The organism is Curtobacterium sp. GC_Cur_3, from assembly GCF_026544205.1.
Taxonomy (GTDB): Bacteria; Actinomycetota; Actinomycetes; order Actinomycetales; family Microbacteriaceae; genus Curtobacterium.
Window position 1 is genome coordinate 1 of the sequence record NZ_JALNUI010000024.1, and the last position, 19754, is coordinate 19754.

Sequence of the window (19754 nt, forward strand, 5' to 3'; positions counted from 1 at the left end):
TCGTTCCGACCTCCTACGCGCGTTCCCGCTCCCCATCGCGGGCGTCATGGGAAGGACCGCGCGGCCCGGGGTCAGGCGTCGGGACCGGTTACCCACTCCCGGACCCGCAGCAGCGCCTCCCGACGCCAGCGCCAGTACGGTGCGAACTTCGTGCCGTCGTCCTCCCAGGCCCGCGTGAGCAGCCCGATCTGACGACGGCGTTCCCGCCCGGCGGTGTCTCGCCACTCGACCCAGGCGTCGTCGAGCACGGCGGTGATGCCTGATCGGGGAAGCGTCCAGGAGACGAGGAAGCCGTCGTACCGGAGCGCGTCGTCGGTGAGGTGGACCGCGACCCGTGGCAGGCGGCTCGTGAGCCAGATCCCCGTCGCGACGAAGACCGCGCCGAGGACGACGAGGAACACCCGCGCCGACGCGTCCGGGGACGTCGCAGCGAGGGCGATCGTGACCCCGGTGCCGATGAACACCGGGCCCATCACGATCACGTTGATCACACGGTCGAGCTTCGGCGGGCGGATCGTGGTCGTCACGCGGTGCCGTCCTCGAGGGCGTCGAGCTCGGCGCGGGCGCGCTCCGCGTCGGCGACGCGGTCGGCCTCCGGGCGCTCCCACCACACCGGACCGCGTTCGCCGAGGCCGTGCTTGGCCAGGCCGTTCCGGTGCCGGGCGGCCTCGAGCGCCGCGTCGTCGCCCGCGCGCTTCGCCTGCTTGACCGCGTTCCGCCCACGCCCGAGGTGCGACCGGAGGGCCGCGGCGATCTCCTCGGGAACGGCGGGGTCCGTGCGGCGCCAGCGTCGGCCGTCGACGACGAAGAAGTGCTCGTCCGGCTCGCTCATGCGTCCGAGTCTGCACCGTCGGTGGTGCCCGGTAGACAGGGAACGATGACAGAACCCCGCGTGCGCCCGATGCTCGACGTCCACCGCATCTACGCCGAACCCGCGGCGCTCGAGCTGCCCCGTGGGGCCGAGGTCGTCGCCAGGTGGCCCGACGCCGAGGTCGTCCCCGTCGAGTCGCACTGGAACATCCCCGAGGTCCACGGCGACGAGCGCAACGTCTCGCGCTGGGTCCGGATCAAGACGGAGGCGCTGGTGCTCGGCGTGAAGAAGTCGCTCGTCACCCGGCCGAACGGCCGCTCGGCGGACTTCATCGCGCCGTCGACGGCCAACGGCTGCGCGATGGCGTGCGCGTACTGCTACGTCCCGCGCCGCAAGGGCTACAGCAACCCCGTCACGGTGTTCGCGAACATCGAGCAGATCACGAAGCACATCGCGCGGAACGTCCAGAAGCGGGGGCAGAAGACCGAGCCGAACCAGTGCGATCCGGACGCCTGGGTCTACGACATCGGCGAGAACAGCGACTGCTCCGTCGACGCGATGATCAGCGACAACGTGCGCGACCTCTGCGACCTGTTCCGGATGACCCCGACGGCGAAGGCGTCCTTCGCGACGAAGTACGTCAACCGCGACCTGCTCGACTGGGACCCGATGGGGCGCACGCGCATCCGGTTCTCGCTCATGCCGCACGAGACGGCGAAGGTCACCGACATCCGGACCTCCCCGATCGCCGAGCGGATCGCCGCGGTGAACGACTTCGTCGACGCCGGGTACGAGGTCCACCTCAACTTCTCGCCCGTGATCCTCACGCCGACGTGGGAGTCCGACTGGGCGGAGCTGCTGCGTCAGGTCGACGACGTGCTCTCCCCGCGGGCGAAGGCGCAGCTCGCGTCGGAGGTCATCTTCCTCACGCACAACGAGCCCCTGCACCAGGTCAACCTCGGCTGGCACCCGAAGGCCGAGGACCTGCTCTGGCGTCCGGACCTGCAGGAGCAGAAGGTGTCGCAGAACGGTGCCGTCAACGTCCGGTACCGCTCGGGCATGAAGGGGCAGCTCGTCGAGCGGTTCCGCGAGCTCGTCGCCGAGCACCTGCCGTCCTGCCGGATCCGCTACGCCTTCTGACCGCACGAATCCGAGGGCACGAACTGCAACCACGAACGGCTCGGCATCCGTGGATGCCGAGCCGTTCACGTGTTCAGGAGCAGGTGCTCACTTGCCGTCGACGGCGTCCTTGGCCTTCTCGGTCTCCATGCGCGCCTCGCCCATGTGCTGGTCCTTCTTGCCCTGGGCGTGCAGCTCCTGGTCGTCGGTGTGCTCGCCGACGGTCTCCTCGACCTTGCCGACGATCTTCTGGGTGGCGTCCTTGGCCTTGTCTCCGAGCGACATGGTGATTCCTTCCGGTGGGGGCATCACCGGTGGTCCCGGCGGTGTGTCACCGACAGTACGGACGCCTCTGTACCCCGTTCACTGCGGCGGGCCAGGTGCGGCTGATCAGGGGATCATCCGGTCTGCGCGGTAGCGCGCGAACAGGTCGGCGAAGGCCTGTTCGGTGCGTCGGTAGCCCGTGAACCCGGCGTCGCGGCTCTTGCCCATGTCGGTGACGACCTCCATCGCGCGGCCCAGGTCGGCGTCGGTGTGCCACCACGACGCGACGCGGGCGATGTCCGGCTCGACGAGTCCGTGCCGCTCGGCGATGCCTGCCCAGGCCGCCTCGTACGGGGCCATCTGCTGCTCGAGCGGTCGGGCCTCCCCGGAGAACCCGACGACGCGCGCCGGGTCGACCCCGAGGTGTGCGGCGAGCCGCGGCCACATCCAGCGCCAGCGGAAGACGTCACCGTTGACGATGTTGAACGGCTCGTCGGCTCCCTCGGGCGAGGTCGCCGCCCACACCATGTGCTCGGCGAGCAGACCGGCGTCGGTCATGTCGGTGAGGCCGTTCCACTGGGCCTCGCTGCCGGGGAAGACGAAGTCCAGGTCGAGCTCCTTGGCCAGCGTCGCCTGCACCGCGAGGGTCAGGCCCATGTTCATCGCGTTGCCGACCGCGTGGCCGATCACCGTGTGGGAGCGGTGCACGGACCACGTGAAGCCCTGACGCTCGGCGGCGGCGAAGAGCTCGTCCTCCTGCGCGTAGTAGAAGTTCGGGGTGTCCAGCCGCGGTTCCTCCTCGTGGAAGGGGGTGTCGGGCATCTCGCCCGCGGCGTACGCCTCGAACGGGCCGAGGTAGTGCTTCAGCCCGGTCACCAGGGCGACGTGGGCGAGCGGCGCGTGGTCGAGGGCGGCGAGCAGGTCGCGCACCATCGCACTGTTGACGGCGATGTTCTCGGCCTCGGTCGCCTGTCGCTGCCAGGCGGTGAAGAACACGTGCGTGGGTCGTTCGTCAGCGAGTGCGCTGCGGAGCCCCTCGGGGTCGCGGAGGTCGGCGGCGATGCCACGGACGCCGTCGCGGGTGCCGGCGCGACGGGAGAGTGCGCTCACCGCCCACCCGTCCTGGGTCAGGCGCTCGACGAGGGAGGAGCCGGTGATGCCGCTGGCACCCACGACGAGGGCGCTGCGCTGGTCGGTGGACTGTGTGGTGGTTCCGTCGGGAGTCATCGCTGGTAGCCAACACCTGTCGTCACGAGGGTGTTCCCTCAGCGTGGACGGCGGATGCGGATCGGGCCCTTGGCGGTCGAGGGGTCGATGACGTTCCCGCCCTGGGTGATCTCGACCTCGCCCCTGGCGACCATCCGCCGTGCGGCGCGACGGGCGGGTTCCATGAGGTCGCGCCAGTCCTCGCCACCGATCGCCCGCGCGGCGTCGGAGGGGCAGATGCTCGAGGTCAGTGCCCGGGCGTCCAGCAGTTCGTCGATGGTGCGCTCGAGCGTCCGGTCGGTGTCGTCGAGCTTGTGCCGACGGCAGGCGTCCGAGCACCACTTCGCATCGGGTGACGCCGACTCCGGCATCCGACGCCCGCAGGACGCACACGTCCGCTCGGCCTGTGCCGCCTCGACCCGGCGTGCGTCGTCCTCGGTGCGGATCGCTCGTCCCATGCGACCATCATCGTCCGGAAGCGCAGTCCCGTACCCAGCCGACGCCGAGCTGGCAGCATCGGAGCAGTGACTCCCGACAGCGCCCCCGCCCGACCGTCCGAGCCCGCCTGGGTCGAGCACGTGCTGTGGTGGCACGTCTACCCGCTCGGCTTCGTCGGCGCCGAGGTCCGCCCCGAGACGCCCGTCGGCGACCGGCCGGTGGAGCACCGCCTCGACCGGGTCACCGGCTGGCTCGACCACGTCGTCGACCTCGGCCTGAACGGGCTGCTCCTCGGGCCGGTCTTCGCGAGCAGCACGCACGGGTACGACACGGTCGACCACCTGCGGATCGACCCGCGCCTCGGCGACGACACCGACTTCGACGCGCTCGTGGCCGCGGCGCACGGGCGCGGCATCCGGGTGGTGCTCGACGGCGTCTTCAACCACGTCGGCCGTGAGCACCCCGCGTTCCGGGCGCTCGAGACCGACGGACCCGGCGCGGCGTCCGCACCGCTGTTCGGCATCGACTGGACCGGCTGGAACCCCGGCGACCCGGTACCGGTCGGACTGTTCGAGGGCCACGACATCCTCGTGGCGCTCGACCACTCCGCCCAGGCGACCGAGGACCTCGTCGTCGACGTGATGACCCACTGGCTGGAGCGTGGCGTGGACGGGTGGCGGCTCGACGCGGCCTACGCGGTGCCGTCGGCGTTCTGGGCGCGGGTGCTGCCGCGCGTGCGGGAGCGGTTCCCGGACGCGTGGTTCACCGGCGAGGTCATCCACGGCGACACGGCCGCGATCGTCACCGAGTCGACGATGGACTCGACCACGCAGTACGAGCTGTGGCAGGCGGTGTGGCACGGGATCGCCGACCGGAACTGCTTCGAGCTGGCGCACGCGATCGAACGCCACGACGCACTGCTCGCGACGTCGGCCCCGAGCACGTTCATCGGCAACCACGACGTGACCCGCATCGCCAGCGCGGTGGGGGAGCGGTTCGCGCCGCACGCGGCCGCGGTGCTGTTCACCGTCGCCGGCACCCCGAGCGTGTGGGCGGGCGACGAGTACGGGTGGACCGGGGAGAAGGAGGAGCGCCTGGGTGGCGACGACGCCGTCCGACCGGAGTTCCCGCCGACGCCCCCGGAGCCGACGGCGCTGACCCACACGTACGAGGCGCTCATCGCCCTCCGCCGTCGGCACCCCTGGCTGCACCGGGCGCACACCGACGTCGTGCACCTGGAGAACACCGTCGTCGTGCTGCGGACGGCGACCGGGGACGACGCGGTGGTGACCGCCCTGAACCTGGCCGAGGAACCTGTCGAGGTACCCGCGGCCGACGCGACCCGGGTCGAGGCGGGCGCAGGCGACCTGCGGGGCGGCACCCTGAGCCTCCCGGCCGCGGGCTGGGCCGTCCTGACCAGCTGACAGGGCCAACGAGACTCGGGCCGGCGGACAGTTCCGCGGGTCCAGGACCCGCAGAGTGTCCGCCGGCCCGAGTCTCGGTCCAGCGCGCTACGCGCGCCGCGCGGTGCGCCCTACTTCCGGGCGGACGCCGCCCGGCGCTTGTTGAACACGTCGAACGCGACGGCGGCGAGCAGCACCAGGCCCTTGATGAGGGACTGGAACTCGGTGCCGACACCGAGGATCGACATGCCGTTGTTCAGGATGCCGATGATGAGACCACCGACGATGGCGCCCGGCACGGTGCCGATGCCGCCGGTGACGGCTGCGCCACCGATGAACACGGCGGCGATGGCGTCGAGCTCGAAGCCGTTGCCCGCGCTCGGCGAGGCGAGGTTCAGCTGGCCGGTGAAGACCACGCCGGCCAGGGCCGAGATGACACCCATGTTGACGAAGAGCAGGAACGTGACGCGCTTCGTCTTCACGCCGGACAGCTGCGCCGCGAGGGCGTTGCCACCGATGGCGTAGATGTGGCGACCGAACACCGCGCTGCGCATGACGAGCGAGTACACGACCACGAGCACGCCGAGGATGACGAGCACGATCGGGGTGCCGTTGTAGCTGGCGAGGAGCAGTGCGACGTACAGGACCAGCGCGACGGTGAAGACGAGCTTCGTCATGAACCAGGCGAAGGGCTCGTCCTCGAGCTGGTACTTGCGGCGGGTGGCACGGCCACGGAACGCGGTGACGACCAGGATCGCGGCGGCCGCGAAGCCGAGGATCATCGTCAGCGGCTCGTAGCCCGAGCTGCCGAACGCCGGCAGGAAGCCGGAGCCGAGCGAGCGGAAGCCCTCCGGGAACGGCGAGATCTGCTGGTTCTGCAGGGCGATCTGGGCCGCACCACGGAACGCGAGCATGCCCGCCAGCGTCACGATGAACGCCGGGATCCCGAAGTAGGCGATCCAGAAGCCCTGCCAGGCGCCGACGAGGGCGCCGATGACCAGGCAGAGGACGACCGCGATCGGCCACGGCACGTGCCACTGGGTGATCATCACGCCGGCCATCGCGCCGGTGAAGGCGACGACGGAACCGACCGACAGGTCGATGTGGCCGGCGATGATGACCATCACCATGCCGATGGCGAGGATCAGGATGTAGCTGTTCTGGACGACCAGGTTCGAGACGTTGATCGGGGCGAGGGTGATCCCGCCGGTCGTCACCTGGAAGAAGATGACGATGACGATCAGCGCGATGAACAGGCCGATCTGCCGGAGCTGCCCGGTGAGGTAACTAGCTGCGGACTTGAGCGCGTTCATTGACTGGGGTCTCCCGTTCCTGGGTCATGTACTGCATGAGGGTCTCCGGCGTCGCCTCGGAGCGGGGGACGTCCGCCGTGATGCGACCCTCGGACAGGGTGTAGATGCGGTCGCAGATGCCGAGCAGCTCGGGGAGTTCCGAGGAGATCACGATGATCCCCTTCCCCTGGTCCGCGAGCGCGTTGATGATCGTGTAGATCTCGTACTTGGCGCCGACGTCGATGCCGCGGGTGGGCTCGTCGAGGATGAGCACGTCGGGGTCGGCGTACATCCACTTCGACAGGACGACCTTCTGCTGGTTGCCACCGGAGAGCTTCCCCGTGACCGCGTTGACGGTCGGTGCCTTGATGTTCATGTTCTTGAGGAACTGCCGTGCGACGGTGGTCTCCTCGGAGCCGTTCACGAAGCCCCACTTGGCGAGCTTGCCGAGTGCCGAGCCGGAGACGTTCCGCTTGATGTCGTCGAGCAGGTTCAGGCCGTAGCGCTTGCGGTCCTCGGTGGCGTAGGCGATGCCGTTGTCGATCGCCGCGGTCACCGTGTTCGTCTTGATCGGGACGCCGCGCTTGTAGACGGTGCCGGAGATGCCGGTGCCGTACGAGTGCCCGAAGACGCTCATCGCGAGCTCGGTCCGTCCGGCGCCCATCAGGCCCGCGATGCCGACGATCTCACCGGCGCGGACGTTGAGGTTCGCCTGGTGGATGATCTCGCGCGAGCCGTCGAGCGGGTGGTGGACGGTCCAGTCCTCGATCCGCAGGAGCTCCTCGCCGATGGTCGACTCGTGCTCCGGGTAGCGGGTCGACAGGTCGCGACCGACCATGCCCCGGATGATCCGGTTCTCGGAGATGTCGTCCGCGTGCATGTCGAGCGTCTCGATCGTCTGCCCGTCGCGGATGATCGTCACCTTGTCGGCGATCGCCTTGATCTCGTTGAGCTTGTGGCTGATGATGATCGCCGTCATGCCCTCGGCCTGCAGCGAGCGGATCAGTTCGAGCAGGTGCGCCGAGTCGTCGTCGTTCAGGGCCGCGGTCGGCTCGTCGAGGATGAGGAGCTTGACCTTCTTCGACAGGGCCTTCGCGATCTCCACGAGCTGCTGCTTGCCGACGCCGATGTCCACGATCTTCGTGATCGGGTTGTCCTTGAGGCCGACGCGCTGCAGGAGCTCGGCGGCCGCCAGGTTCGTCTTGTTCCAGTCGATGAAGCCGCCCTTGGACCGCTCGTTGCCGAGGAAGATGTTCTCGGCGATCGACAGGAACGGGCTGAGCGCGAGCTCCTGGTGGATGATCACGACGCCGGCTTCTTCGGAGTCGTTGATGTTCGCGAACCTGACGGGCTTGCCGTCGAGCAGGATCTCGCCCTCGAAGGACCCGGCCGGGTAGACCCCGGACAGCACCTTCATCAGCGTGGACTTGCCCGCGCCGTTCTCGCCGCAGATCGCGTGGACCTGGCCGCGTTCGACCTCGATGGAGACGCCCTGCAGGGCCTTGACGCCGGGGAACGTCTTGGTGATGTCCCGCATCTCGAGGATGGTGTCCGTCACGTGGACTGCCTTCCGTTGTGCGCGCGAGCGCGCGTGGTGAGACGAGCGGGAGGCGCGGTGCGGTCTGGCACCGCGCCTCCCGTTCTGGAAGTGGGGCGGGCGGGAGGCGCGGGGCGGTGTGGCACCGCGCCTCCTGTCCGGAGTGGAGCAGGACCTACTTGAGGTCGGCGTCCGTGTAGTAGCCCGAGTCGACGAGGACCTTCTTGTAGTTGTCCTTGGTGACGACCGTCGGCTGGAAGAGGAAGGTCGGGACGACCTTCACCTTGTTGTCGTAGGTCTTCGTGTCGTTGACCTCGGGCTTCTTGCCCGAGAGCAGGTCCTCGGCCATGCTCGCCGACTTCTCGGCCAGCTGACGCGTGTCCTTGTAGATGGTCGAGTACTGCTGGTCAGCGATGATCGACTTGACGCTGGCGGCCTCGGCGTCCTGACCGGTGATGGTCGGGAGCGGACGGCTCGAGGTGCCGTAGCCGGCGCCCTGCAGTGCCGAGATGATGCCGATCGACATGCCGTCGTACGGGGAGAGCACGCCGTTCAGCGTGGTGCCGCCGGAGTACGACTTCGCGACGAGGTTCTGCATGCGGGACTTGGCGGTCGCCGGGTCCCACTGCAGCGTGGCGGCCTGCGTGAAGCCGTCCTGGCCGGAGCCGATCTTGATGGTGCCGTCCTCGATGTACGGCTTGAGGGTCTTCATCGCGCCGTTGAAGAAGAACGTGGCGTTGTTGTCGTCGGGCGAACCGGCGAAGACCTCGATGTTGAAGGGGCCCTTCTTGCCGGTCTTCTTGCCGTCCGCGTCGAGCACACCGAGACCGGTGAGCAGCGAGGTGGCCTGGTCGACGCCGACCTTCTCGTTGTCGAACGACACGTAGTAGTCGACGTTCTTGTTGCCCGTGAGCAGGCGGTCGTAGGAGATCACCTTGATGCCGGCCTTGGCGGCGGCGTCGAGCTGGTCGGAGAGCGAACCACCGTCGATGGACGCGACGATGAGGACCTTCGCGCCCTTGGTGATCATGTTGCTGACCTGCTGGACCTGCTGCGGGATCTTGTTGTCCGCGTACTCCAGGTCGACCTTGTAGCCGGCCTTCTCGAGGTCGGACTTGACGGCGTTGCCGTCCTTGATCCACCGCTCGGAGACCTTGGTCGGCATGGCGACGCCCACGAGGGCGCCCTTGTTGTCGGTGCTGCCGCTGCCGCCACCGTCGGAGGAGGCGCGACCGCCGGCCGAGCAGCCGGCGAGTGCGATGGCGATGCCGAGGGCTGCGACGCCCGCGACGATCCTGCGCTTCATCATCGAAGTACCTCTGTTCCCGCCACGTCGACGTCGACGTGAGCTGTGTGACCTCGGCTGCTGTGCCGGTGTCGGAGTGTGATGCTCTGAGTGAGCGCTCACATCTTGGGCTGCCCACGACGCCGTGTCAACTCGCTCAGCCGTTTCGTGCGGGCCGTGCGGTTCTCCCACCGAGCGGTACGGTGTGCACGTGACGACCGCATCGACGACGAACGGCAAGGGGCGCAAGGCCCCCACCATCTTCGACGTCGCCGAGCGCGCGGGGGTCTCCCACCAGACCGTCTCCCGCGTGATCAACGGGGACCCAACGGTGCGCGACCACTTCCGCTCCCGGGTCACGACGGCCATCGGGGAGCTCGGCTACCGTCCGCGCGCCGCTGCTCGTGCCCTCGCCGGCGGTCGGAGCAAGGCCCTCGGACTGGTGACGGCGGGGGATGCGCTCTACGGGCCGTCGAGCACCGCGATCGGGTTCGAGCGCGCGGCCCGCACCGCCGGCTACCACGTGCTGCTCTCCACGCTGCCGGACGACCCGCGGCCCGCCGACCTGTCCGGCGCGCTCGTCAGCCTGCTCGCGCAGGACGTCGCCGCGGTCGTGCTCGTCGCCGCCGACAACCGCGTGCTCGACGCCCTCGCGTCGCTGACGGTGCCGGTGACCGTGCCCGTCGTGGTCTCGAACGCGATGCAGCGGGACGCGATCCCGGCGGCATCGCGCGCCGAACAGCTCCTGCCGAGCGTCGCAGCCGTGGCGATCGACCAGGTCGTCGGCACGACCCTGGCGATGCAGCACCTGTTCGGCCGCGGGCACCGGCGCATCGTGCACATCTCGGGCCCCTCCGTCTCGCAGGAGTCCGAGGTGCGCCGGACCACCTACACGCGGCTGATGCTCGAGGCCGGGCTCGAGCCCGTCGTGCTCGACGGCGACTGGACCCCGGCGAGCGGCTTCGCGGCCGGGCGGATGATCGACGCGACGGCGGTGGACGCGGTCTTCTGCGGGAACGACCAGATGGCGCTCGGGGTCCTGCACGCCTTCGCGGACGACGGGCTCCGCGTGCCGGACGACATCGCCGTGCTCGGCTTCGACGACATCCCCGAGGCCGAGCACTTCACCCCGCCGCTGACCACCATCCGGCAGGACTTCATGGCGATGGGGGAGCGGGTGCTCGCCTCGGTGCGGTCGCTGGTCGAGGGCCGGCCGCTCGACGGCACGCTCATCCAGCCGCAGCTGGTGGTGCGCCGGAGCGCCTGAGGCGGGTGGTGCGGGTGGTGCGGCTTCTGTGCCGTGGTGCGAGGTTGCGCACCCGGTGCGGGCTCGTGACCGGGCACCGGGTGGGCAACCTCGCACGTGAGCGCTCAGCGGCCGAGCGGCAGCCAGACGCGCATCGGGACCGCACCGCGGTTGGCCCAGGCGTAGTACGGGATCGCGACCGCGTTGACGGCCTGGAGGCTCGGCGCGGCCCCGCCGTCACCGGTCCCGTCGTCAACGCTGGTCGCGGCACGGGCCGCACCCGAGCCTCCCGGCTGGCTCGCGGCGTCGAGACGGCGGTACGGCCACGCTGCCTGCTCGTGCCGCGTCGGGGCGTGGGCCGGGACGCGCAGGGTGACGATGCCGTCGAGGAGGTCCTCGCGAGGGTCCTCGGTGATCACCGCGTCGGCGTCGACCGTCAGGTCGTCGACCGTGAAGCCGTCCTGGTCGGGCTGCTCGACGGCGTAGACGAGGGGGCCGCGTTCGATCGCGACCTGACCGCGGGCGGCATCGATGCGGGCGTCCGCCACGAACCGGTGGGGCGTGGTGTCGAAGGCGAGCTCGACCGTGTCGCCGGCGTGCCACTCGCGCTCGATCGTGTGCAGGGAACCGGCGGTCGGGTGGGCCTCGGTGCCGTCGACCGTGACCGTCGTCGTGTCCGACCACGCCGGGATCCGCAGCCCCAGGGCGAGGGGACCGTCCTGGGTCACCGTGACCAGTACGCGGCCGTCGTGCGGGTACCCGGTCTCGATGGACACCGGGCCGAGGTCCGCGGTGGCGTACTGGTGCACCTGGAGCCCGCCGTCGGTCGCGGTGGCGAGGTAGCCGTCCAGGCTCGCGAACGTCCGCATGATGTTCGGCGGGCAGCAGGCGCAGTCGAACCAGCCGCGGCGGCCGTGGGCGGGGGAGCGGTTCTCGTCGGCGAGTGCGGCGTCGCGGTGCTGCAGCGGGTTGACGTAGAAGTACTCCGTGCCCGCCAGGCTCACCCCGGGCAGGAACGCGTTGTAGAGCAGGCGCTCGATCGCGTCGGCGTACTCGGGCTTCCCCGTCGCCAGGAGCAGGCGCCATGCCCACTGCACGCCGCCGATCGCGGCGCAGGTCTCGGCGTAGCCGCGGTCGGTCGGGAGCTCGTACGGGTCGCCGAAGGCCTCCCAGTCCCAGCGCGCGCCGAGGCCGCCGGTGATGAACGCCTTCGTCGCCATCATGTCGGCGAACTGGCGCTCGCTCGCGGCCAGGAGCTCGGTGTCACCGGTCTCGATCGCGACGTCGACGGCACCCGCGGCGAGGTACACGGCGCGGACCGCGTGGCCCTCGACCGTGGTGGCGGTGCGCGCCGGGACGCGGTCGGAGAAGTAGGTCGGTTCGCCGCCGGCGCGCTCGATGATGCCCTGCCCGCGGGCGTCGACGAACCAGTGCGCCAGGTCGAGGTAGGCGCGGGTGCCGGTCTCGCGGTACAGCTCGACCAGGCCCATCTCGACGACCGGGTGGCCGTCGATGTCGTGCTTCCTGGGCGTGCCGTCCGGCGCGGTGCCGTCACCGAACGTCCGCACGAGGTGGTCCGCGTTCCTGACGGCGACCTCGAGCAGGCCGGTGTCGCCCGTCGCCCGGGACTGCGCGACCGCTGCCTGCATGAGGTGGCCGGCGCAGTACATCTCGTGGCTCCACTTGAGGTCCGTGTACCGCTCGCCCTTCCCGCGCACCTGCTGCACGGAGTCGAGGTAGCCGTCCTCGGCCTGGGCGGCGGCGACGAGCGCGGTGACCTCGCGCTGCAGGTCGCGGAGGTCCTCGGCGGGTTCGCGGCCGAGCTCCCACGCCACGGCCTCGAGCCACTTGTACACGTCGGAGTCCATGAAGATCGGGCCGACGACCTCGCCCTGCTCCGTCCCCGCGGCGATGCGGAGGTTCCGGAAGTTGCCGGCGGTGTCGAGCTGGCGGTAGCCGTCGCGGACGGCGTCGCGGCCGTTGCGCTCCTGGCGGAGGTGCCAGAAGCCGCCGGTGATGCGCGGCGTGGCGGTGCCGGTTCCGGCTGTGGTACCGGTTGCGGTCGCTGTGCCGGCTCCGGTTCCGGTGCCGAGTGGGCGGTACGTCAGGTGCGCGGCGGCGGTCGGGAGGACCGGGGTCGCGGTGCGCACGCGGCTGTCGGTGGCGAGCGTGGTGGTCATGACAGCTCCTGGTGACGACGATGTCGGAAAACGGTTTCTGCACCGTGACGCTACGACACGATCCGGCGGCGTGCAAGGGGTCTTCCTCATCGCGTTCTATGCTGCGGTGGCAGCTCGACGACCGGAAAGGGGATTGCCGTGACGCTCGAACGACCCGGTCGCTCCGGTCGCCCCGGCGGTGCTCCCGTGCGGATCACCGACGTCGCGGCGCTCGCCGGGGTGTCGATCGGCACCGCGTCGAAGGCCCTCAACGACACCGGGCAGCTCCGCGAGGAGACCCGTGCCCGCGTCCGTGACGCCGCGGCCAAGCTCGGGTTCGTCGGGGACGCCCGCGGTCGAGCGCTGTCGTCCGGTCGCTCGTACACGGTCGGAATGATCACGACGGACTCCTTCGGCCGCTTCTCGATCCCCGTGCTGCTCGGCGCCGAGGACGTGCTCTCGGCCGGGCGGATGGCCGTCCTGCTCTGCGACACCCGCGACGACCACGTCCGCGAGGAGCACTACCTCCGCTCCCTCGCCTCCCGCGGGGTCGACGGCATCATCGTCACCGGGCGGTCCGCCGACCCGCGCCCGCCGATCGACGTGTCCATCCCCGTCGTCTACGCCTTCACCCCGTCCACCGACCCGGACGACGTCTCGGTCACGCTCGACGACGAACACGGAGCCGGGCTCGTCGCGTCCCACCTGCTGACGCTCGGGCGCCGGCGCGTGGCGATCGTCACCGGGCCCGCGTGGCACCGGTCCGCCTCGCGCCGCGTGACCGGGGCGTCCGAGGCGCTCGGGGAAGCGCTCGTGTCGCCGCCGCTGTACGGGGAGTGGTCGGAGCGCTGGGGGCGGCAGGCCGTCGACGTGCTCGCGCGTGGGACCGTCGAAGTCGACGCCGTCGTCTGCGGGTCGGACCAGATCGCGCGGGGCGTGTGCGATCGGCTGCGGGAGCTCGGACGCTCCGTACCCGAGGACGTCGCCGTCACCGGCTTCGACGACTGGGACGTGATGGCGCTCGCGAGCCGTCCGCCGCTGACGACGGTCGACCTGCGGCTCGAGGAGCTCGGGCGGGTCGCGGGCCAGGCGCTGCTCGACCTCATCGAGGGCTCGTCCGCCGCGTCGGCCGTGGTGACCCCGTCGCTCGTCATCCGCGGCAGCACGATCGGCGCTTGACGGCTGCGCCCGGCGGTGAGGTCGCAGTTCGTGTCGCCTCGGCCGAGGTTGAGCCGACACGAAGTGCGATCTCACCGGGGTCCGGACGGCGCTCGACCGGTCACGACGCACCGCTCACGTTCGCCGAGCGGCCACGGGTCGTCGGCCGGTGGTCTCGGGAGCGACGACGAGCGACCGGTCGACGAACAACGTGCGGGGTGTCGTGACCACTCGGCGCGCTCGGGCCCCGTGCGACGTTGGGCACTCGGTGCGAGGTCGTGGGGCCGCACGGGGTGGGCAAGGTCGCACGGGGCGGCGGAACTCGCACCGTGCGAGGCACCCGGGGCGGCGGAACTCGCACCGTGCGAGGCAGCAGGGCCGCGGAACTCGTGCCGAGCGTCCGCGGTCGGGCCCGGACACGCAGCCGCGTTGCGAGAGTGAGCGCTCACGTGCCAGGATGTGAGCGCTCACGCATCGCAGCGTGCACGGACGACGATGTCTCGGGAGGACAGCATGGGCGACGACCGCCGACAGCGCATCGAGGACGGTCGCGCGACCCTCGGGATCGAGCTCGGATCGACCCGCATCAAGGCCGTGCTCATCGACGAGGACCACGTCCCGCTCGCGAGCGGGGACCACGAGTGGGAGAACGCCTTCGTCGACGGCCGCTGGACCTACTCGCTCGAGGACGTCGAGACCGGACTCCGCGCCGCGTACGCCGACCTCGTCAAGGACGTCGAGTCGCAGTACGGCGTCCGCCCCACCACGTTCCGCGCCCTCGGTGTCTCCGCGATGATGCACGGCTACCTGGCGTTCGACGCCGCGGGGGAGCTGCTCGTGCCGTTCCGCACGTGGCGCAACACCTCCACCGGCCCCGCTGCCGAGGCCCTCAGCGAGCGCCTCGGGTTCAACATCCCGCTGCGCTGGTCCGTCGCACACCTGTACCAGGCCGTCCTCGACGAGGAGCCCCACGTCGCCGAGGTCGCCCGGGTCACCACCCTCGCCGGGTACGTCCACCACCGCCTGACCGGGCACGACGTCCTCGGTGTCGGTGACGCGAGCGGCATGTTCCCGATCGACCCCGCGACCCGCGACTACGACGCCGCGATGCTCGCGACGGCGGACGAGCTGATCAGCACGAGCACGAGCACGAGCACCGGCACCGGCACGAGCACCGGCACTGGCACCGGCGTCGACGTCGGCATCCGCGCCCTGTTCCCCGAGGTCCTCGTCGCCGGCCAGGACGCCGGCGCGCTCACGCCCGAGGGCGCCGCGTGGCTCGACCCGACCGGGTCCCTCGAGCCCGGCGTCCCGCTCTGCCCGCCCGAGGGCGACGCCGGCACCGGCATGGTCGCGACGAACGCCGTCGCCCCCCGCACCGGCAACGTCAGCGTCGGCACGAGCATCTTCGCGATGGTCGTCCTCGAACGCGCGATGGCACAGGCGCACGAGGAGCTCGACGTCGTCACCACGCCCGCCGGCGACGCCGTGGCGATGGTGCACTGCAACAACGGTGCGAGCGAGATCGCCGCGTGGGCCCGGGTGTTCGGACGCTTCGCCGAGGCCGCCGGCACCCCGCTCGACATCAACCACGTGTACGCGACGCTCCTCGCCGAGGCAGAGCAGGCCGACCCGGACGCCGGCGGGCTGCTCTCCTACAACTACCTGGCGGGTGAGCCCGTCACGCACGTCGAGGCCGGCCGTCCGCTCCTGGTCCGCGGGGCCGGCAGCGCGTTCACGCTCGGCAACCTCGTCCGCGCCGAGGTCCAGGGTGCGTTCGCGACGCTCGCGATCGGCATGGACGTGCTGGCGGAGGAGAACGTCAGCGTCGACCGGATGACCGCGCACGGCGGGCTCTTCCGGACGCCCGGCGCTCCGCAGCGCCTGCTCGCGGCAGCGCTCCGCGTGCCCGTCGCCCTCGAGGAGACCGCCGGCGAAGGTGGCGCATGGGGCATCGCCGTGCTCGCCGCGTACCTCGAGCACGCCGCCGACACCGACCTGACGACCCACCTGGCGGAGCGCGTGTTCGGCGGGGACGCCGTGCACGTGGCCGACCCCGACGAGCGCGACGTCGCCGGGTTCCGCGCCTACCTCGAGCGCTTCCGCGCCGGCCTGCCGCTGCAGGCGGCAGCGGTCGCCGCCACCACCCCCGCCGCCACAGGCGAGCACGACGCCACCACAGACGAACGCGAGACGACGGCCGGAGCCGAGCCGAGCCTCCAGACCGAGAAGGAGCCGACCCGATGACGGACGCGACCCACCACGACCAGACCACCCAGGAGGCCGTGGCCGCGACGCGTGCGCGCGTCGCCTCCCTGCACGGCGAGCTGGTCCGCTACGGCCTGGTCATCTGGACCGGCGGCAACGTCTCCGAGCGCGTGCCCGGCACCGACCTCTTCGTGATCAAGCCGAGCGGGGTCTCCAGCGACGACCTGACGCCCGAGAACCAGGTCGTCTGCACCCTCGACGGCGTCCCCGCGGAGGGCTGGGGCAACGCCCACGGCCCCTCGAGCGACACCGCAGCGCACGGCTACGTCTACCGGAACATGCCCGAGGTCGGCGGCGTCGTGCACACGCACTCCACCTACGCGACCGCGTGGGCTGCCCGCGCCGAGGCCATCCCGTGTGTGATCACCGCGATGGCGGACGAGTTCGGCGGCCCGATCCCCGTCGGTCCCTTCGCGATCATCGGTGACGACTCGATCGGCCACGGCATCGTCGAGACGCTCTCCGGGCACCGCTCCCGCGCCGTCCTGATGCAGAACCACGGCGTGTTCACGATCGGCAAGGACGCGAAGGACGCCGTCAAGGCCGCCGTGATGGCCGAGGACGTGGCGCGCACGGTCCACATCGCGAAGCAGGGCGGCGAGGTCGTCCCGATCGCGGAAGCAGACATCGATCGACTCTTCGATCGCTACCAGAACGTCTACGGACAGAACCCCGAAGGAGCCATGCGATGACGCAGGACAACGTCGACCCCCAGGCCACACTCGACGGCTACGAGGTCTGGTTCCTCACCGGCTCGCAGGGCCTGTACGGCGAGGAGACCCTCCGCCAGGTCGAGGAGCAGAGCCGCGCCGTCCACGAGACCCTCGCCGGCGCACTCCCGGTGAAGCTCGTGTGGAAGCCCGTGCTGAAGGACGCCGACGGCATCCGCCGGGCGCTCATCGAGGCCAGCGCCGACGACAGGGTCATCGGCGTCACCGCGTGGATGCACACCTTCAGCCCCGCGAAGATGTGGATCGGCGGCCTGAACGCCCTGACCAAGCCGCTGCTGCACCTGCACACGCAGGCGAACGTGGCGCTGCCGTGGTCGGAGATCGACTTCGACTTCATGAACCTGAACCAGGCCGCCCACGGCGACCGTGAGTTCGGCTACGCACTGGCCCGCATGGGCGTCCGGCACGCGACGGCCATCGGCCACGTGTCCGACGAGCGCGTCCAGCAGCGCGTGTCGAACTGGGTCCGCGCCGCGGCCGGTGCCGCCGCGATCCGGGAACTCAAGCTGACGCGCTTCGGCGACAACATGCGCTACGTCGCCGTCACCGAGGGCGACAAGACCGAGGCCGAGATCTCGCTCGGCGTGCAGGTGAACACCTGGGCCGTCAACGAGCTGGCCGCAGCGATCGACGCGGCCGAAGCGGACACCGCCGCGGTGGACGCGCTCGTCGCGTCCTACGACGCGTCGTACGACCTGGTCGCGGAGCTGCAGGACGGCGGCGAACGGCGCCAGTCGCTCCGTGACGGCGCCGCGATCGAGCTCGGCCTCCGTGCCCTCCTGCAGCAGAACGGCTCCGCCGCGTTCACCACGAACTTCGAGGACCTCGGCACGCTCAAGCAGCTCCCCGGCCTGGCCGTGCAGCGCCTGATGGCCGACGGCTACGGCTTCGGTGCCGAGGGCGACTGGAAGACCGCCGTGCTGGTCCGCGCGATGAACGTCGCCGGCGCCGGGCTGCCCGGTGGCGCGTCGCTCATGGAGGACTACACGTACGACCTCACCCCGGGCGCGGAGAAGATCCTCGGCGCCCACATGCTCGAGGTCTCCCCGACGCTGACCAGCGCGACGCCGACGCTCGAGATCCACCCGCTCGGCATCGGCGGCAAGGACGACCCGGTGCGCCTGGTCTTCACCGCCGACTCCGGCGAGGCCGTCGTGGTCGCGCTCTCCGACACCCGCGACGGCTTCCGCCTCACCGCGAACGTCGTCGACGTGGTCCCGCCGACCGAAGCGCTGCCGAAGCTGCCCGTCGGCCGCGCCGTCTGGGAGCCCCGTCCGTCGTTCCCCGTCGCAGCCGAGGCCTGGCTCACCGCCGGCGCCGCGCACCACACCGTCATGACGACGGCCGTGGGCCTGCAGGTGGTCGAGGACCTCGCGACGATGCTCGGCACCGAGTTCCTGGTCATCGACGAGCACACCACCTCGCGCGGCTTCCGCGACGAGGTGCGCGGGCAGCAGACCTGGCACCGTCTCGACCGCGGCTTCTGAGGGGCCGTACGATGACCGACGTGATCGCGGAGCAGCGGACCAACTGGGCCGGCAACGTCACCTACCGGGCGTCGGCGCTGCTGCGTCCGACCTCGGTGGGTGAGGTTCAGGACCTCGTCACGTCGACCCCGCGGCTGACGGCGCTCGGCTCGACGCACTCGTTCAACGAGGTCGCCGACACCGACGCCGTCCAGCTGACGCTGACGGAGATGCCGCCGTCGCTGGAGATCGACACGGCGCGTCAGACGGTGCGGGTCGCCGCCGGCATGACGCACGCGCAGGTCGCCGCCGGCCTGGAGGCTCGTGGCTGGGCACTCGGGAACCTCGCGTCCCTGCCGCACATCTCCACGGCCGGGGCCGTCGCGACCGGCACGCACGGCTCCGGTGTGCGGAACCCGTCGCTGGCGCAGGCGGTGGTCGGGCTGGACGTGGTGCGTGCGTCGGGTGAGCTCGAGCACGTGTCGGCTTCGTCCGGGGCCGGGTCCCTTGATGCCCATCGTGTGGCGCTCGGGGCGCTCGGCGTCGTCACGGCGCTGGAGCTCGCGATCGAGCCGACGTTCGAGGTCGCCACGACCGTGCACCTCGACCTGCCGTGGGACGCGGTCGAGGAGCACTTCGACGCGGTGATGGCGGACGCCTACTCGGTGTCGATGTTCACGGCGTTCGACGACCGTGGCGCACGTCAGGTCTGGACGAAGCACCGCGTGGACGAGCCTGCCCCGGTCTTCGACCTCGTCGAACTCGGCGCCCGCCGCGCCACCGAGGCCGTGCACCCGGGCGAGAACGACGCCGCCAGCGTCACGGAACAGGGCGGCGTCCCCGGTCCCTGGTCCGAGCGCCTGCCGCACTTCCGCTCGACCTTCTCGCCGTCCACCGGCGCGGAGATCCAGGCCGAGTACCTCATCCCCGCGGCGTTCGCGGTCCCGGCGCTCCGGGCACTGCGTCCGCTCGCCGACCTGTTCGCCCCGCTGCTCATCGCCGCCGAGGTCCGGACCGTCGCGGCCGACACCGCCTGGCTCGCGCCCTCGACCGGTCGGCAGTCGGTCGGGCTGCACTTCACCTTCCGTCGGGACGCATCGGCCGTGGCAGCGGCGGTGCTCCGGATCGAGGAGGTGCTCGCACCGTTCGACCCGCGGCCGCACTGGGGGAAGGTCTCCGCGGCGTCGCCCGCCCGGCTGCACGAGGCCTACCCGCAGTTGGCGGCGTTCGCGGAGCTGGCCCGGTCGCTCGACCCGGAGGGTCGTTTCCGGAACGGGTTCCTCGAGCGCACCCTGGGCTGACGAGGAGTGCTCCGCGCCGCTGGCTGCGGCGCGGAGCACCCGGTCACTGACCTCTGCGGTACAGGTCGTG

General features: G+C 71.0%; 17 protein-coding genes. 8 read left to right on the forward strand and 9 right to left on the reverse strand.

The features are described 5' to 3' along the window. Nucleotides 1–71 precede the first annotated feature (71 nt). Together OXR63_RS13210 and OXR63_RS13215 are read right to left on the reverse strand one after the other, a co-directional pair. Nucleotides 72–527, reverse strand: coding sequence for a hypothetical protein (locus OXR63_RS13210; protein WP_267423986.1), 456 nt, complete (start codon nt 525–527; stop codon nt 72–74). Then, nucleotides 524–832, reverse strand: a complete 309-nt coding sequence (locus OXR63_RS13215; RefSeq protein ID WP_267423987.1) for a biopolymer transporter Tol — start codon at nt 830–832, stop codon at nt 524–526. Before OXR63_RS13215 ends, OXR63_RS13210 begins: the two co-directional genes overlap by 4 nt. Before the next feature lie 45 nt (nt 833–877). Here OXR63_RS13215 and OXR63_RS13220 point away from each other — a divergent pair, with 45 nt between their 5' ends. After that, nucleotides 878–1951, forward strand: coding sequence for a spore photoproduct lyase family protein (locus tag OXR63_RS13220; protein ID WP_267423988.1), 1074 nt, complete (start codon nt 878–880; stop codon nt 1949–1951). Between the two features lie 87 nt (nt 1952–2038). On the opposite strand, the gene OXR63_RS13225 is transcribed toward OXR63_RS13220, so the two are convergent. The 3 genes from OXR63_RS13225 to OXR63_RS13235 form a co-directional block, all read right to left on the reverse strand. Next, the gene (locus tag OXR63_RS13225; protein ID WP_139200483.1) at nt 2039–2215 is read right to left on the reverse strand and encodes a CsbD family protein; all 177 of its coding nucleotides are present in this window, start codon (nt 2213–2215) and stop codon (nt 2039–2041) included. A 105-nt stretch (nt 2216–2320) separates the two neighbouring features. Next, nucleotides 2321–3421, reverse strand: a complete 1101-nt coding sequence (locus tag OXR63_RS13230) for an SDR family oxidoreductase (RefSeq protein ID WP_267423994.1) — start codon at nt 3419–3421, stop codon at nt 2321–2323. Between the two features lie 38 nt (nt 3422–3459). Continuing rightward, nucleotides 3460–3858 (reverse strand): DUF3253 domain-containing protein, encoded by a 399-nt coding sequence (locus OXR63_RS13235; protein WP_267423995.1) that lies wholly within the window; start codon nt 3856–3858, stop codon nt 3460–3462. Between the two features lie 66 nt (nt 3859–3924). Between OXR63_RS13235 and OXR63_RS13240 the strand changes: the two genes are divergently transcribed. Beyond that, complete coding sequence (locus OXR63_RS13240) at nt 3925–5262, forward strand: alpha-amylase family glycosyl hydrolase (protein WP_267423996.1); 1338 nt, start codon at nt 3925–3927, stop codon at nt 5260–5262. Nucleotides 5263–5372: 110 nt separating this feature from the next. Here OXR63_RS13240 and mmsB read toward each other — a convergent pair whose 3' ends face one another. From mmsB to chvE, 3 genes are all read right to left on the reverse strand, one after another. After that, entirely contained in the window at nt 5373–6554 is a 1182-nt protein-coding gene (gene mmsB, locus OXR63_RS13245; protein WP_267423998.1) for a multiple monosaccharide ABC transporter permease, read from the reverse strand. Next, a complete protein-coding gene (gene mmsA / locus OXR63_RS13250) occupies nt 6529–8091 on the reverse strand; it encodes a multiple monosaccharide ABC transporter ATP-binding protein (RefSeq protein WP_267424000.1) in 1563 nt (520 codons plus the stop codon). Before mmsA ends, mmsB begins: the two co-directional genes overlap by 26 nt. Nucleotides 8092–8245: 154 nt before the next feature. After that, nucleotides 8246–9379 carry a multiple monosaccharide ABC transporter substrate-binding protein gene (gene chvE / locus OXR63_RS13255; protein WP_267424002.1) on the reverse strand — a complete coding sequence of 378 codons (1134 nt, stop codon included), beginning with the start codon at nt 9377–9379 and terminating at the stop codon, nt 8246–8248. Nucleotides 9380–9566: 187 nt separating this feature from the next. Between chvE and OXR63_RS13260 the strand changes: the two genes are divergently transcribed. Further along, nucleotides 9567–10622 (forward strand): LacI family DNA-binding transcriptional regulator, encoded by a 1056-nt coding sequence (locus OXR63_RS13260; RefSeq protein ID WP_267424004.1) that lies wholly within the window; start codon nt 9567–9569, stop codon nt 10620–10622. A 104-nt stretch (nt 10623–10726) separates the two neighbouring features. On the opposite strand, the gene OXR63_RS13265 is transcribed toward OXR63_RS13260, so the two are convergent. After that, on the reverse strand, nt 10727–12781 hold the full coding sequence (locus OXR63_RS13265) for a glycoside hydrolase family 127 protein (protein ID WP_267424006.1): 2055 nt from the start codon (nt 12779–12781) through the stop codon (nt 10727–10729). 138 nt (nt 12782–12919) lie between these two features. Here OXR63_RS13265 and OXR63_RS13270 point away from each other — a divergent pair, with 138 nt between their 5' ends. From OXR63_RS13270 to OXR63_RS13290, 5 genes are all read left to right on the forward strand, one after another. Next, nucleotides 12920–13939, forward strand: a complete 1020-nt coding sequence (locus OXR63_RS13270; RefSeq protein WP_267424008.1) for a LacI family DNA-binding transcriptional regulator — start codon at nt 12920–12922, stop codon at nt 13937–13939. 492 nt (nt 13940–14431) lie between these two features. Then, the gene (locus OXR63_RS13275) at nt 14432–16165 is read left to right on the forward strand and encodes a xylulokinase (RefSeq protein WP_267424009.1); all 1734 of its coding nucleotides are present in this window, start codon (nt 14432–14434) and stop codon (nt 16163–16165) included. Continuing rightward, nucleotides 16162–16878, forward strand: a complete 717-nt coding sequence (locus OXR63_RS13280) for an L-ribulose-5-phosphate 4-epimerase (protein WP_267424010.1) — start codon at nt 16162–16164, stop codon at nt 16876–16878. The genes OXR63_RS13275 and OXR63_RS13280 overlap by 4 nt, the downstream gene beginning before the upstream one ends. Next, a complete protein-coding gene (gene araA / locus OXR63_RS13285; RefSeq protein ID WP_267424012.1) occupies nt 16875–18404 on the forward strand; it encodes an L-arabinose isomerase in 1530 nt (509 codons plus the stop codon). The genes OXR63_RS13280 and araA overlap by 4 nt, the downstream gene beginning before the upstream one ends. A gap of 11 nt (nt 18405–18415) precedes the next feature. Next, nucleotides 18416–19684 carry an FAD-binding protein gene (locus OXR63_RS13290; RefSeq protein ID WP_267424013.1) on the forward strand — a complete coding sequence of 423 codons (1269 nt, stop codon included), beginning with the start codon at nt 18416–18418 and terminating at the stop codon, nt 19682–19684. Nucleotides 19685–19754 lie beyond the last annotated feature (70 nt).

What these genes read in the sequence shown, in the direction of transcription:
- OXR63_RS13215 (WP_267423987.1), bottom strand. Translation starts at nt 832, where the DNA reads ATGAGCGAGCCGGACGAGCACTTCTTCGTCGTCGACGGCCGACGCTGG.
- OXR63_RS13220 (WP_267423988.1), top strand. Translation starts at nt 878, where the DNA reads ATGACAGAACCCCGCGTGCGCCCGATGCTCGACGTCCACCGCATCTAC.
- OXR63_RS13225 (WP_139200483.1), bottom strand. Translation starts at nt 2,215, where the DNA reads ATGTCGCTCGGAGACAAGGCCAAGGACGCCACCCAGAAGATCGTCGGC.
- OXR63_RS13230 (WP_267423994.1), bottom strand. Translation starts at nt 3,421, where the DNA reads ATGACTCCCGACGGAACCACCACACAGTCCACCGACCAGCGCAGCGCC.
- OXR63_RS13235 (WP_267423995.1), bottom strand. Translation starts at nt 3,858, where the DNA reads ATGGGACGAGCGATCCGCACCGAGGACGACGCACGCCGGGTCGAGGCG.
- mmsB (WP_267423998.1), bottom strand. Translation starts at nt 6,554, where the DNA reads ATGAACGCGCTCAAGTCCGCAGCTAGTTACCTCACCGGGCAGCTCCGG.
- chvE (WP_267424002.1), bottom strand. Translation starts at nt 9,379, where the DNA reads ATGATGAAGCGCAGGATCGTCGCGGGCGTCGCAGCCCTCGGCATCGCC.
- OXR63_RS13265 (WP_267424006.1), bottom strand. Translation starts at nt 12,781, where the DNA reads ATGACCACCACGCTCGCCACCGACAGCCGCGTGCGCACCGCGACCCCG.
- OXR63_RS13275 (WP_267424009.1), top strand. Translation starts at nt 14,432, where the DNA reads ATGGGCGACGACCGCCGACAGCGCATCGAGGACGGTCGCGCGACCCTC.
- OXR63_RS13280 (WP_267424010.1), top strand. Translation starts at nt 16,162, where the DNA reads ATGACGGACGCGACCCACCACGACCAGACCACCCAGGAGGCCGTGGCC.
- araA (WP_267424012.1), top strand. Translation starts at nt 16,875, where the DNA reads ATGACGCAGGACAACGTCGACCCCCAGGCCACACTCGACGGCTACGAG.
- OXR63_RS13290 (WP_267424013.1), top strand. Translation starts at nt 18,416, where the DNA reads ATGACCGACGTGATCGCGGAGCAGCGGACCAACTGGGCCGGCAACGTC.